Below are 14,757 nucleotides of genomic sequence, written 5' to 3' on the forward strand. Positions count from 1 at the left end.
CGAACCCGGAAGCTAAGCCTTTCAGCGCCGATGGTACTGCAGAGGGGACTCTGTGGGAGAGTAGGACGCCGCCGAACAATTTTTCAGCTCCGGTTTCTGGACCTTTTGGTTCAGGAACCGGAGCTTTTTTGTTCCCTCGTTCAGGGCATGTGCGTAACGCCTTGTTCACCTTGCGTCGTCAGGATCCGCGGCATGGGGACACGTGGAACGCTCAAGTCGGCCGGCGTCCGTGCCGGTGACGAGGTCGTGGTGCCGGCCTACGGGAACGCCGAAGTGGCCGAGGCGGTGGTGCGGATGGGGGCGCTGCCGGTGTTCGCCGATGTCGACGCGGGCAGTTACTGCCTCGACCCGGCTGCCGTGTCCGACGTGCTGACGGGCCGTACCGCGGCGATCGTGGCCGTGCACCGCTTCGGGCGGCGGGCGGACGACGGATGGATCCGTGAAGTGGGCCAGCGGCACGGGCTGTTGGTCATGGTGGAGGACGAACCCGGTGGGGCGGCCGACGGGTTGGAGGAGCGGCGCCGGCATGCCGCGTATCTGGATGCCAGGCTCAACGGTGTCCGTACGCCCGTGGCCGCCGCGGGGCACACGTACGAGCAGTACGTGGTGCGGGTGCCGGGGAACGGCCGGCCGGACCGGGACGCGTTCGCGCGGGCGCTGCGGGCCAAGGGGGTTGCCTGTCGCGTTCCCGTGCAGGTTCCGGTGTACCGGATGCCGGGGCTGCGGCGGGATGTGTTTCTTCCGGAGACCGAGCGGGCCGTCGACGAGACGCTGGCGTTGCCGGTGTACGCGGGAATGTCGCGCCGGGAGTTGCAGCGCATGGTGAGTGCGTGCAATGCGCTGGGCGGATTGTTGCAACCGGCCTTTTAGGCGTGGTGTGCGGGGCCGTTGTGCGCGATTCGGAGGTGCCGCGGGATTCATGTATGCTCTATTCCGCTGGCGCGCCCCAATAGCTCAGTCGGCAGAGCGTCTCCATGGTAAGGAGAAGGTCTACGGTTCGATTCCGTATTGGGGCTCAAGAGAGAAAGGCCCCCGCCGTTGTGGCGGGGGCCTTTTTGTATGGGTCGGGTGGGTCAGGCCGTTGGCGCCGGGATGTAGGCGAGGCCGTGGGCGCCTGAGAGGTCCTTACGGTCGACTTCCAGTGTGGCGACGACGGTGCGGCTGGGCAGGTCGACGACCGTGACGGTGCTGGAGAGGTTGCCGGACACGTAGGCGGTGCTGCCGTCGGGGGATGACGTGATGGTCAGCGGGAGGGCGCCGACGGGGATGCCGTCGGCGGGCTCCAGGGTGTCGGGTGCGAAGACGGTGAGGACGCCGGGGAGCTGGCGGCCGAGCGGGCTGTCCATGGTGCCTCCGGCGCGGGTTTCGCCGACCAGGACGGCGCCGGTGGCGGTGACGTGCACCGGCATGACAGGTTCCTGGGTCGGCAGGGTGCGGACGACGGTGGCGGTGCGGGTGTCGATGACGCGGATGCCAGGCCGGGCGGTCGTGTCGTCGACCTTGGGGGCGGCGGCGTAGACGTAGCGGCCGTCGAGGGAGACGGCCAGTCCTTCGCTGCCGGGAACCTCGATGCGGCCGGTGAACTCACCGCGTTCCAGGTCGATGGCGGAGACGAAAGGTGCCTCCTTGTTGGTGGTGTAGCCGCGGGTGCCGTCGGGGGTGAGGGCGAACCAGTGCGGGCCGTCCGCCATCGTCGGGATGCGGCCGATGCGGGTACGGGTGCGGGTGTCGATGACGACGACGCCTCCCGGTTCGGACTCGGTGGCCTCGACGCTGATGTAGAGACGGCTGCGGGCGCGGTCGAGGGCGAGACCGTGCGGGGCGTGGTCGGGCGAGAGGTCGAGGGTGTCGACGACGGTGTGGGTGTCGACGTCGATGACGGTGAGTTCGTGGGCGCGTCCCCGGTGGGCGTTGTAGAAGCCGGAGCGGTAGGTGATGGTGCAGTACAGCAGTCGGAGGTCCGGGTCGAAGCACAGTTCGTGGGGCTGGTCGGGCATCGGCAGGACGTCGAGCCGCTCGTGGGTGGCGGCGTCGAAGAAGGTGACGGTCGGGCCGGTCTGGCTGACGACGGCGAGCTGGTCGCCGGGTGTGCGTCGTGCGGTGGAAGTCATGTGCCCCAGCCTGGGCCGCTGTTGGAGGGGTGACCAATGCGGCGCAGGTAGGGCGGCAGTGCGCCGGGCGCAGGTTTCCTGGCGGGCGGGTGAGCGGCCGTGTCGGGGGGGTGACGCAGGCCACAGGGATGGAGCGCGGGTGGGCGGCGTTCTACTGGGGGACGCGCATGGCGAGGATGGCCATGTCGTCCGACGCGGGTTCAGCGGCGAAGCGTTCGACGGCGCGCAGGACCCGGGCGGCGACGGCGCCCGCCGTCAGGCCCGTACACGTCGTCAGGACGTCGGAGAGGCCGTCGTCGCCCAACATGCGGGTGCCTTCGCGGCGTTCGGTGACGCCGTCGGTGACGCACAGGAGGACGTCGCCGGGGTCGAGGGTGACGGTCTGTTCGTAGAGTTCGAGGTCGTCCATGACGCCGAGGAGGGGCTGCGGTTCGGCGGCTGGTTCGACGGTGCCGTCCTGGCGCAGGCGGAGCGGCAGGGGGTGGCCGGCGCAGACGACCTTGAGGAGGGCGCTGCCGTCCTCCTGGGGCCACAGTTCGCCGTAGAGGAGCGTGAGGAAGCGGCTGCGGGCGCCCTCGTCGAGGATCGCGGCATTGAGGCGTTCGAGTACGGCGGGGCCGCCGAATCCCTCGCGGGCGAGGAGGCGCAGGGCGTGCCGGGCCAGTCCGGTGACGGCCGCGGCTTCCGGTCCTGTGCCGCAGACGTCGCCGATGGCGAAGCCGTAGGCGCCGTCGCGGATCGGGAAGAGGTCGTAGAAGTCGCCGCCGACTTCGTTGCCCTCGCCGGCCGCGCGGTAGATGACCTCGACCTCGACGCCGGGGACTTCGGGCAGTTCCGGGGGGAGCAGGCTGCGCTGGAGTGACTGGCTGATGGCCGTGCGCTCGGAGTAGAGGCGGGCGTTGTCCAGGGCGAGCGCGGCACGCCGGGAGAGGTCTTCGGCGAGTTCGAGGATTTCCTGGCGGAAGTGTTCTTCGGTGGGCTTGCCGAGGGTGAGCATGCCGATGACGCGGTTGCGGGCGACGAGGGGGAGTACGACGGTCTCGCCGCCGACGGCCGACGCGGTGGCGAGGGTGGCGCCGGGACCTGTCGAGGGGCGGGCGGAGTTGCCGAGTCCCAGGCTGCGCAGGGTGGTGCGCAGGGCGGCGTCGTGTGCGGCGTCGGTGGGTGCGGTCCACACGCGGGCGCCCGGGGTGGGGACCGGCTCGGGCGGATCGACCTTTTTCAGCAGGGTCTTGAGGCCGTCGATGCGGTCCTCGTCCTCGTGCAGGACGTAGGAGAGTTCCGGTTCGGACGCCTGGTCGGCGACGGTGTAGACGGCGCACCAGGTGGCGAGGGTGGGCACCGTCATCTGGGCCATCAGGGCCAGGGTCTGGTCGCGGTCGAGGGTGCCGGCCAGGAGGTCGGACGCCTCGACGAGGAAGGAGAGGGAGCCGCGGCGCAGGCGTTCCAGTTCGGTCAGGCGGGCGCGTTCGACGGCGAGTGCGATGCGGTCGGCGGCGAACTGGAGGCGCAGGGCCTCTTCGTTGGTGTAGCGGCCGGCGCCTTCCGCGGCGACGCCGAGCGATCCGGTGAGCCGGCCCTCGACCTTGAGCGGGACGGTGACGACCGAGCGCATGCCGGTGCCGGAGAGCAGGGGTACGGCGCCGGGGACCGCGGTGAGGTCTTCGTGGACGGACGGCATCCGGGCGGAGCCGTAGCGTCCGGATCCGGTTTCCACGGGGACGCGGGCGAACCGCTGGCGGGCGGATGGCAGGCCGGTGGAGGCGCGGACCTCCAGTTCGGTCTCGTCGTCGGTGGCGAGCAGGAGGTAGGCGGCGTCGCCGTCGAGCATGTCGCGGGCGCGTTCGACGGTGCGCTGGAGGAGGCCGTCCAGGTCGTCGGGGGCGGGCGAGCCGATGAAGACCTCGAACGGGTCGGACGGGCGGCCTTCGGGGTGGGCTGCGGCGTCCGGTGCCGGGGTGCGCTGGGGGCTCTGGAGGACGGCGCGTTCGTGGTCGCGTACCAGGAGGCAGACGGTGGACGCCTCCCCGTCGGCGTCGCGGACGCGCAGGTGGGAGGCGTAGACGGGGAGCACGCGGCCGTCGGCGCCCCTTATGCCGTAGGAGCCTTCCCAGCGGGAGAGCCGGAGTGCCTCGGCGATGCCGGTGCCGGTGCCCGGGGTGTGCGGCCAGGCGGCGAAGTCGGTGAGGGGCTTGCCGATGACCTGCTCGGCCTCGAACTGGAAGAGGCCCTGGGCGTCGTCGTTCCAGAAGCTGATGCAGCCGCCGCGGTCGATCTGGATGACGGCGACGCGTACCCGGGTGTCGGCGACCGGGAGGGCGTCGACGGGGAGCGCGGGGCCCGCGGAGCGGGTGCCGGCCGGGCGGTCGGGCAGGTCGAGCTGGAACCACACGTGCTTCTGCGCCGCGGTGTACTCGACGCCCCAGCGGGTGGCGAGCGCGCCGCACAGGAGCAGGCCACGGCCGCCCTCGCGGTCGGGGTGGACGAGGGCCTGACCGGTGTTCTGGAGCGGGATCTCCCGCTCCGGGTAGCGGTCGGCGACGGAGATGCGCACTCCGCTGTCCTGGCGCAGGCACAGCACGTCGGCCGCGGTGCCCGCGTGCACCACGGCGTTGGTGACCAGTTCGCTGGTGAGGACGACGGCGTCGTCGACGATGTCGCCGTAGCCCCAGCCCTGGAGGGTGTCGCGGACGAAGGCGCGGGCGGTGGCGACGGAGCGCCCCACCGGTTCGAACGTGGCAGCGGCCCGCGCGGTGATCACAGCACTCCCCATTGGTTTTTCGTCGCTCCCCAGGGTCCTGTGCCCGTTTCTCGTGGCATCGATGCGAACGCCAGGCTAGTCGGTCGTGGTGAGCGGTGGGAACGAAGGAGTGCCGTCCGGCATCAGCGGGCCCGGGGCGTCGAGGTGCCTGCCGCTGGGGAATACGCGGGGCCGCCGGGGCGTGGCCGGCACTCGCTACGCCCCGTGGGGGGATGCTGCCGAACTGTGTTGACCGCGCCCCTTTATCGGGACCTGTGCCGTCGTGAAGAGTGACGGAGTATCCGCCCCGCCGGCCGCGATGTGTGCCCGCGATGTGGTGAGGTCCCGACTCTTTGCCGCTTCGGTGGGCCATGGTGAAACACTGGGCAGGTATCAGGAGAAAGCCCGGGTAGAACGGTCGACCCTGCGGGAGGGACACGGTGGAGTCTGGCGCAGCCGCGCGGGCCGCAAGCACGCGCGCGAAAGGCGGACGATCCCGGAACAACGGGACGACCGAAGTGGATACAGCTGCCCTGAATCGATTGCTGGTCGCTCTCGTCGCGATGAGGGACGGCAACTTCCGCAAGCGGTTGACGGTTTCCGGCGAAGGCGTCATGTCGGAAATCGCGGCGGTTTTCAATGAGGTGGCGGACCGCAATCTGCACCTGACGGGCGAGCTGGCGCGGGTGCGCCGGGTCGTCGGGCGTGAGGGAAAGCTCACGGAACGGCTGGAGGTCGCGGCCTGCGAGGGGTCCTGGGCGGCGGCGATCGATGCCTCGAACGCCCTGGTGGACGACCTCGTACGGCCGGTCTCCGAGGTGGGGCGGGTGCTGTCGGCGGTCTCCGAGGGCGACCTGGAGCAGCGGATGGATCTGCGCTCGCGCAGTTCGGACAGTTCGTCCGAGCATCCGCTGCGGGGCGAGTTCCTGAAGGTCGGGCGCACCGTCAACGGCCTGGTCGACCAGCTCTCGGCGTTCACCGACGAGGTCACGCGGGTGGCCAGTGAGGTCGGTACGGAGGGCAAGCTCGGCGGTCAGGCGCGGGTGCGCGGTATGTCGGGTTCGTGGAAGGACCTCACGGAGTCCGTCAACACCATGGCCTCGCGGCTGACGGCGCAGGTGCGTGACATCGCTCTCGTCACCACTGCGGTGGCGAAGGGTGATCTCTCCCGGAAGGTCACGGTCCACGTCGCCGGCGAGATGCTGGAGCTGAAGAACACCGTCAACACGATGGTGGACCAGCTCTCGTCGTTCGCCTCCGAGGTGACGCGCGTCGCCCGCGAGGTCGGCACGGAGGGCGAACTGGGCGGTCAGGCGCAGGTGCCAGGCGTCGCCGGGGTGTGGAAGGACCTGACGGATTCGGTCAACCTCATGGCCGGGAACCTCACCGCGCAGGTCCGTGGTATCGCGCAGGTCACCACCGCCGTCGCGAACGGCGATCTGTCGCAGAAGGTCACGGTCAGCGCGCGCGGCGAGGTCGCGCAGCTCGCCGACACCATCAACACCATGACCGAGACGCTGCGTACCTTCGCGGACGAAGTGACGCGGGTGGCGAACGAGGTCGGCGCCGAGGGACAGCTCGGTGGGCAGGCGCAGGTGCCGGGCGCGGCCGGCACCTGGAAGGACCTGACGGACTCCGTCAACACGGCCTTCCGCAACCTCACGGCGCAGGTGCGGGACATCGCGCAGGTGACGACGGCGGTCGCCAACGGTGACCTCTCGCAGACCGTCACGGTCGATGTCGCCGGGGAAATGCTGGAGTTGAAGAACACCGTCAACACGATGGTGGGCCAGCTGTCCTCGTTCGGTGCCGAGGTGACCCGTGTGGCGCGGGAGATCGGCGTCGAGGGTGAGCTGGGCGGCCAGGCGGCGGTGCCGGGCGCCGCGGGGACGTGGAAGGACCTCACGGACTCGGTCAACACCGCGTTCCGCAACCTGACCGGACAGGTGCGCAACATCGCGCAGGTGACCACGGCGGTCGCCAACGGTGATCTGTCGCAGAAGGTCACCGTCGACGTCTCCGGCGAGATGCTCCAGCTGAAGAACACCGTGAACACCATGGTGGACCAGCTGTCCTCGTTCGCGGACCAGGTCACGCGGATGGCCAGGGACGTGGGCACGGAGGGCCGCCTCGGTGGCCAGGCGCGGGTGGACGGCGTCAGCGGCACCTGGAAGGAACTGACCGACTCCGTCAACTTCATGGCGGGGAACCTGACTTCGCAGGTGCGGCAGATCGCGCAGGTGACCACGGCGGTGGCGCGCGGTGACCTCTCCCAGAAGATCGACGTGGACGCGCGCGGCGAGATCCTGGAGCTGAAGAACACCATCAACACGATGGTCGATCAGCTCTCCGCGTTCGCCGAGCAGGTCACCCGGGTCTCCCGGGAGGTCGGTACGGACGGCAGGCTGGGCGGCCAGGCGCAGGTGCCCGGTGTCGCCGGCGTCTGGCGCGATCTGACCGACTCCGTGAACGGCATGGCGGGCAATCTCACGGCCCAGGTCCGCAACATCGCGCAGGTCGCCACGGCGGTCGCGCGCGGTGATCTGTCGCAGAAGATCGACGCGGACGCCCGGGGCGAGATCCTGGAGCTGAAGAACACCCTGAACACGATGGTGGACCAGCTGTCCTCGTTCGCGGAGCAGGTCACGCGGGTCGCCCGCGAGGTGGGCACCGAGGGCATCCTGGGCGGCCAGGCCGAGGTGCAGGGCGTCAGCGGGACGTGGAAGGACCTCACCCAGTCCGTCAACTTCATGGCGAACAACCTGACGTCGCAGGTGCGCAACATCGCCGAGGTGACGACGGCGGTGGCCCGCGGCGACCTGTCGAAGAAGATCACCGTCGACGCCAAGGGCGAGATCCTCGAACTGGTCACGACCGTCAACACGATGGTCGACCAGCTGTCGTCGTTCGCCGAGCAGGTGACCCGGGTGGCGCGTGAGGTGGGCACCGAGGGCCAGTTGGGCGGCCAGGCGCGGGTACCGGGCGCGACCGGTATCTGGCTGGACCTGACCGACAACGTCAACCTGATGGCCAACAACCTCACCATCCAGGTGCGCAACATCTCGCAGGTCTCGGCGGCGGTCGCCAACGGTGACCTGACGAAGAAGGTCACGGTCGAGGCGCGCGGCGAGGTCGCGCAGCTCGCCGACACCGTCAACACCATGGTCACGACGCTGTCGTCGTTCGCCGACGAGGTCACCAGGGTGGCCCGCGAGGTGGGCACCGACGGCATCCTGGGCGGTCAGGCCCGCGTCCCCGGCGTCGCCGGTACGTGGAAGGACCTCACCGAGTCCGTGAACTCGATGGCCAACAACCTCACGGGCCAGGTCCGCAACATCGCGATGGTCACCACCGCGGTGGCCAAGGGTGATCTGACCAAGAAGATCGACGTCGATGCGCGGGGCGAGATCCTGGCGCTGAAGACCACCATCAACACCATGGTCGACCAGCTCTCGTCCTTCGCCGAGCAGGTCACCAGGGTGGCGCGTGAGGTGGGCACGGAAGGCCAGCTGGGCGGGCAGGCGCAGGTGCGGGGCGTGGCCGGCACCTGGAAGGACCTGACCGAGTCGGTGAACGAGATGGCGGGCAATCTCACCCGCCAGGTGCGGGCCATCGCCGCGGTCGCCGCGGCCGTGACCCTCGGCGACCACAACGTCCGTATCGACGTGGACGCGGCCGGCGAGATCCTGGAGCTCCAGGACAACGTCAACACCATGATCTCCACGCTCCGCGAGACCACCCTCGCCAACGAGGAACAGGACTGGCTGAAGGGCAACCTGGCCCGGATCTCCGGTCTGATGCAGGGCAGGCGCGACCTCAAGGACGTCGCCACCCTCATCATGAGCGAGCTGTCGCCCGCGGTCTCCGCGCAGCACGGCGCGTTCTTCCTCGCCGCGCAGCCCGACAGCCAGGAGATCGGCGCGGACGGCGGCGAGGCAGGCGCGTACGAGCTGCGGCTGATGGGCTCCTACGGCTACGCGATGGGCGGGATGCCGACGACGTTCCGGCCCGGCGAGACGCTGATCGGGACGGCGGCGGAGGAGGGCCGCACGATCCTGGTGGAGAACGTGCCGTCCGGCTACCTCAAGATCGCCTCCGGGCTCGGTGAGGCGCCGCCGGCGAACGTCATCGTGCTGCCGGTGCTCTTCGAGGACAAGGTGCTCGGCGTGATCGAGCTGGCGTCCTTCCAGCCGTTCACGCAGATCCAGAAGGACTTCCTCAGCCAGATCGCCGAGATGATCGCGACCAGCGTCAACACCATCTCGGTCAACACCAAGACCGAGGTGCTGCTCAAGCAGTCGCAGGAGCTGACCGAGCAGCTCAAGGAGCGGTCGGGTGAGCTGGAGAGCCGGCAGAAGGCGCTGGAGCTGTCCAACTCCGAACTGGAGGAGAAGGCCGAGCAGCTGCGGGCGCAGAACCGCGACATCGAGGTGAAGAACACCGAGATCGAGGAGGCGCGGCAGGTCCTGGAGGAGCGCGCCGAGCAGCTCGCGGTCTCGATGCGCTACAAGTCGGAGTTCCTGGCGAACATGTCGCACGAGCTGCGCACGCCGCTCAACTCCCTGCTGATCCTGGCCAAGTTGCTGGCCGACAACGCCGAGGGGAACCTCTCGCCGAAGCAGGTGGAGTTCGCCGAGACCATCCACGGTGCGGGCAGCGACCTGCTCCAGCTGATCAACGACATCCTCGACCTGTCCAAGGTCGAGGCGGGCAAGATGGACGTCAGCCCGACGCGGATCGCGCTGGTCCAGCTCGTCGACTACGTCGAGGCGACGTTCCGGCCGCTGACCGCCGAGAAGGGCCTGGAATTCGCCGTACGCGTCTCCCCTGACCTGCCCTCCACCCTGCACACCGACGAGCAGCGGCTGCTCCAGGTGCTGCGCAATCTCCTGTCGAACGCGGTGAAGTTCACCGACAGCGGCAATGTGGAGCTGGTCATCCGGCCGGCCGGTACCGACGTCCCGGTGGCGATCCGCGAACAGCTCCTGGAACACGGGTCGTTGCGCGACCCGGAGGCCGAAATGATCGCCTTCTCGGTGACCGACACCGGTATCGGCATCGCGTCCAGCAAGATGCGGGTCATCTTCGAGGCGTTCAAGCAGGCGGACGGCACGACCAGCCGCAAGTACGGCGGCACCGGCCTCGGCCTGTCCATCAGCCGGGAGATCGCCCGGCTGCTGGGCGGTGAGATCCACGCGGCCAGTGAGCCGGGCCGCGGCTCGACGTTCACGCTGTACCTGCCGCAGAACCCGGGCGGGCTGCCGCCGCAGGGCTACCCGGCGCTGGTGGCGGGCGGCTTCGCGATGGACGCCGAGGCGCGGGAGACCGAGGTCGGCAGGCAGGCGGCCGAGGAAGCGGCGCGGGAGGCCGAGGAGCAGGCGTCGGCCACGGCGCTCAACCGCCGTCGGCGGCGCGGGATTTCGGGCTCCGCCCGGCGTGCCGCGCTGCCCGCCGCGCCCCCGGCACCGCAGCGGCAGGCCGCACCTGAACCGCCGGCGCAGCCCGCCACCGAGCCCTGGCTCGGCAATGGCCAGGACCTGGTGGAGGATCCGGCCTTCGAGGGCGGCTTCCACGGCGAGAAGGTGCTGATCGTCGACGACGACATCCGCAACGTCTTCGCGCTCACCAGCGTCCTGGAGCAGCACGGCCTGTCGGTGCTGTACGCGGAGAACGGCCGCGAGGGCATCGAGGTGCTGGAGCAGCACGACGACGTGGTGCTGGTGCTGATGGACATCATGATGCCGGAGATGGACGGCTACGCGACCACCGCGGCGATCCGGCGGATGCCGCAGTTCGCCGGGCTGCCGATCATCGCGCTCACCGCGAAGGCGATGAAGGGTGACCGGGAGAAGAGCATCGACTCCGGCGCATCGGACTACGTCACCAAGCCGGTGGACACCGATCATCTGTTGTCGGTCATGGAGCAATGGATGCGCGCGGAGTGACGGAGCGTCCAGTATGGAGTCGAAAGAGGATCACCGCGTGCTGACGCAGTGTGGCCGTGGACGGGTGGAAACGCGGATGTCCGGGAACCTTCCGGTCTCGCCCCGCGTTTCCGCTACGTACGCAGTGACATCGCGGTGACAGGGTGTGGCGACGAGCGGGGTGCAGCTACCATGACCGGCACAAGGACGGGCGGCATGATGGAGTCGTCCCCTGGGGCGGCGTCCGGTTCTTCCCCAAGTCCTTCGGACAGGGGAGGCCCCATGCCGGGGCGAGGAGGTCGGGCCATGGTGCAGAAGGCCAAGATCCTCCTGGTCGATGACCGGCCGGAGAATCTGCTGGCGCTGGAGGCGATCCTCTCTGCGCTCGATCAGACACTGGTACGGGCATCGTCCGGGGAGGAAGCGCTCAAGGCGCTGCTCACGGATGATTTCGCGGTGATCCTGCTCGACGTGCAGATGCCGGGGATGGACGGATTCGAGACCGCGGCGCACATCAAGCGGCGCGAGCGGACCCGTGACATCCCGATCATCTTCCTGACGGCGATCAACCACGGCCCGCACCACACCTTCCGCGGCTACGCGGCGGGCGCGGTCGACTACATCTCCAAGCCGTTCGACCCGTGGGTGCTGCGGGCGAAGGTCTCGGTCTTCGTCGAGCTGTACATGAAGAACTGCCAACTGCGGGAGCAGGCCGCGCTGCTGAGGCTCCAGCTCGAAGGCGGCAGGCCGGCCGCCGATGACGCCAAGGAGTCGGCGGGGCTGCTCGCCGAGCTGTCGGCGCGGCTGGCGGCCGTCGAGGAGCAGGCCGAGGCGCTGTCCAAGCAGTTGGACGAGTCGGCGGACGCCGCGGCGGTGGCCACCGCCGCCCATCTGGAGCGCAAACTGACCGGGCTCCGCAGGGCGCTGGACGCACTGGAGCCGGGTACCGGCGGCGTGGTCGGCTGACTGACGCCCTCTCATGCCGGGGGCGCGCGAGGCGTCATGACGCGAGCGCACGACACGATCGGGTGAAGTGCCGTGCGCTCGTGTGATGCCAGGCGGCGGCTGTAATCTCGTCCCCATGGCCTCACGTACGACCGGCAAGGGAACCCAGAGCACGGCGGGCCCCTCGAAGCAGCGCGCCGGATCGTCCGGGGGCGCCGCCAAGAAGGCCGCGGCGAAGAAGGCGCCTGCCAGGAAGCCGCCGGTGAAGAAGACCGCGGCGGCGAAGAAGCCTCCGGTCAAGAAGGCACCGGCCAAGAAGGCGCCGGCACGCAAGGCGCCCGCGAAGAAGGCCCCGCCCAAACCGGCGCCGTCACCGACCGGCGGTGTCTACCGGCTGGCGCGGGCCTGCTGGCTGGGGCTCGCGCACGCCATAGGCGCGGTGTTCCGCGGCATGGGCCGCGGCGCGAAGAACCTCGACCCGGCGCACCGCAAGGACGGTCTCGGCCTGCTGCTGCTCGGCCTGGCGCTGGTCGTCGCGGCCGGCACCTGGTCCAACCTCAGCGGCCCCGTCGGCGATCTCGTGGAACTCCTGGTCACCGGCGCCTTCGGCCGGCTCGACCTGGTCGTGCCGATACTGCTCGGCGGGATCGCGGTACGGCTGATCCGGCACCCCGAGCAGCCCGAGGCCAACGGCCGGATCGTCATCGGCCTGTCCGCGCTGGTCATCGGAGTGCTCGGGCAGGTCGCCATGGCCTGTGGATCGCCGGGCCGCGGCGACGGCATCGCGGCTCTCCAGGACGCGGGCGGCTATGTCGGCTGGGCGGCGTCCAAGCCCCTGATCTTCACCGTGGGGCAGACCCTGGCCGTGGCGCTGCTGGTGCTGCTGACGGTCTTCGGGCTGCTGGTGGTCACCGCGACCCCGGTCAACGCCATCCCGCAGCGGCTGCGTGCGCTCGGCGCCCGGCTCGGCGTCCTGGAGGCCGTGGAACCGGAGCCGGACGACGAGGACGAGTACGCCGAGGAGTGGCGCGAGCAGCCCGCGCGGCGGCCGGGCCGGGCCATGGCGTCGGCCGCGGATCCGGACGCGATAGAGGAGGAGGCGCTGGCCAAGCGCCGCCGGCCGCGCAAGGAGCCCGCGCAGCCCGCTGCGGACCGGACGATGGACGCGGTGGACGTGGCCGCGGCTGCTGCCGCCGCGCTGGACGGCGCCGTCCTGCACGGCGTGCAGCCCTCGCCGCTGGTCGCCGGTCTGAGCAGCAGCATCTCGGGGGAGCGGCGGGACCGCGGCGAGGACACCGGGCACAGCGGTGCGGTGCCGCAGGCCCGTGGCGTGCAGCCGGGGCCCGCGGACGACACCCCGGCGGTGCCCGACTTCACCAAGGCCCCGCCGGAGCCGGCCGGTGATCTGCCGGCCCGCGCCGAGCAGCTCCAGCTGGCAGGCGACATCACCTACTCGCTGCCGGCCCTCGACCTGCTCGCGCGCGGTGGGCCCGGCAAGACCCGCAGCGCCGCGAACGACGCGATAGTCGCCTCGCTGACGACGGTCTTCCAGGAGTTCAAGGTCGACGCGGCGGTCACCGGCTTCACCCGCGGCCCGACGGTCACCCGCTACGAGGTCGAGCTGGGCCCGGCCGTCAAGGTCGAGAAGATCACCGCGCTGGCCAAGAACATCGCCTACGCGGTGGCCAGCCCCGACGTCCGCATCATCAGCCCGATCCCCGGCAAGTCCGCCGTCGGCATCGAGATCCCGAACACCGACCGCGAGATGGTCAACCTCGGCGACGTGCTGCGGCTGGCCGACGCGGCGGGCGACGAGCACCCGATGCTGGTCGCGCTCGGCAAGGACGTCGAGGGCGGCTACGTCATGGCCAACCTGACGAAGATGCCGCACGTCCTGGTCGCAGGCGCCACCGGTTCCGGTAAGTCCTCCTGCATCAACTGCCTGATCACGTCGGTGATGGTCCGGGCGACCCCGGAGGACGTGCGGATGGTGCTGGTCGACCCCAAGCGCGTGGAGCTGACGGCCTACGAGGGCATCCCGCACCTGATCACGCCGATCATCACCAACCCCAAGCGGGCAGCCGAGGCGCTCCAGTGGGTGGTGCGCGAGATGGACCTGCGCTACGACGACCTCGCGGCGTACGGCTTCCGGCACATCGACGACTTCAACGAAGCGGTCCGCAACGGCAAGGTCACCCCGCCCCCGGGCAGCGAGCGGGAACTGTCGCCCTACCCGTATCTGCTGGTGATCGTCGACGAGCTGGCGGACCTGATGATGGTGGCGCCGCGGGACGTCGAGGACGCGATCGTCCGTATCACGCAGCTCGCCCGCGCGGCCGGTATCCACCTGGTCCTGGCGACCCAGCGGCCGTCCGTCGACGTCGTCACGGGCCTGATCAAGGCGAACGTCCCGTCCCGGCTCGCGTTCGCCACCTCCTCGCTCGCGGACAGCCGGGTCATCCTCGACCAGCCGGGCGCCGAGAAGCTGATCGGCAAGGGCGACGGTCTCTTCCTGCCGATGGGGGCGAACAAGCCGGTCCGTATGCAGGGCGCCTTCGTGACCGAGGCCGAGGTCGCGGCGGTGGTCAAGCACTGCAAGGATCAGATGGCGCCGGTCTTCCGGGACGACGTCACGGTCGGCACGCAGCAGAAGAAGGAGATCGACGAGGACATCGGCGACGATCTCGACCTGCTGTGCCAGGCCGCCGAGCTGGTGGTGTCGACCCAGTTCGGGTCGACATCGATGCTCCAGCGCAAGCTGCGGGTGGGCTTCGCGAAGGCCGGTCGGCTGATGGACCTGATGGAATCGCGCAACATCGTCGGGCCGAGCGAGGGTTCCAAGGCCCGCGATGTCATGGTGAAGCCGGATGAATTGGACGGAGTGCTGGCCGTGATCCGGGGGGAGGCTTCCGGGTAGGTACAGCCTCTCGTTTGACCCGTACGAGTCACTCGTGCGGGAGGGAAGCAACCGTTTCTCCTGCCGATACGTCAAGTTGAGGGAGGTGAGGGAACGATGCTTCACCATGGGGCCCGAAGG

General features: G+C 70.0%; 6 protein-coding genes, 1 tRNA gene and 1 rRNA gene. 6 read left to right on the forward strand and 2 right to left on the reverse strand.

Going from position 1 to position 14,757, the window contains the following annotated elements; all coding sequences use genetic code 11:
- The 3 genes from rrf to ACIBK8_RS34265 form a co-directional block, all read left to right on the forward strand.
- A 5S ribosomal RNA gene (gene rrf / locus ACIBK8_RS34255) occupies window positions 1–77 on the forward strand; the annotation flags it as partial.
- Between the two features lie 115 nt (window positions 78–192).
- Complete coding sequence (locus ACIBK8_RS34260) at window positions 193–870, forward strand: DegT/DnrJ/EryC1/StrS family aminotransferase (RefSeq protein ID WP_399046432.1); 678 nt, start codon at window positions 193–195, stop codon at window positions 868–870.
- A 73-nt stretch (window positions 871–943) separates the two neighbouring features.
- Window positions 944–1,016, forward strand: a tRNA-Thr gene (locus ACIBK8_RS34265).
- A gap of 57 nt (window positions 1,017–1,073) precedes the next feature.
- Here ACIBK8_RS34265 and ACIBK8_RS34270 read toward each other — a convergent pair.
- Entirely contained in the window at window positions 1,074–2,111 is a 1,038-nt protein-coding gene (locus tag ACIBK8_RS34270) for a YncE family protein (protein ID WP_399046434.1), read from the reverse strand.
- Window positions 2,112–2,262: 151 nt separating this feature from the next.
- Window positions 2,263–4,872 (reverse strand): SpoIIE family protein phosphatase, encoded by a 2,610-nt coding sequence (locus tag ACIBK8_RS34275; protein ID WP_399046472.1) that lies wholly within the window; start codon window positions 4,870–4,872, stop codon window positions 2,263–2,265.
- 419 nt (window positions 4,873–5,291) lie between these two features.
- Here ACIBK8_RS34275 and ACIBK8_RS34280 point away from each other — a divergent pair, with 419 nt between their 5' ends.
- The 3 genes from ACIBK8_RS34280 to ACIBK8_RS34290 all read left to right on the forward strand — a co-directional run bounded on the left by ACIBK8_RS34280 (window position 5,292) and on the right by ACIBK8_RS34290 (window position 14,637).
- Window positions 5,292–10,796 carry a HAMP domain-containing protein gene (locus tag ACIBK8_RS34280; protein WP_399046436.1) on the forward strand — a complete coding sequence of 1,835 codons (5,505 nt, stop codon included), beginning with the start codon at window positions 5,292–5,294 and terminating at the stop codon, window positions 10,794–10,796.
- A gap of 285 nt (window positions 10,797–11,081) precedes the next feature.
- A complete protein-coding gene (locus ACIBK8_RS34285; protein ID WP_393687053.1) occupies window positions 11,082–11,741 on the forward strand; it encodes a two-component system response regulator in 660 nt (219 codons plus the stop codon).
- 115 nt (window positions 11,742–11,856) lie between these two features.
- Window positions 11,857–14,637 carry a DNA translocase FtsK gene (locus tag ACIBK8_RS34290; RefSeq protein ID WP_399046437.1) on the forward strand — a complete coding sequence of 927 codons (2,781 nt, stop codon included), beginning with the start codon at window positions 11,857–11,859 and terminating at the stop codon, window positions 14,635–14,637.
- Window positions 14,638–14,757 lie beyond the last annotated feature (120 nt).

This window comes from Streptomyces sp. NPDC050161, assembly GCF_044460025.1.
Classification (GTDB): domain Bacteria; phylum Actinomycetota; class Actinomycetes; order Streptomycetales; family Streptomycetaceae; genus Streptomyces.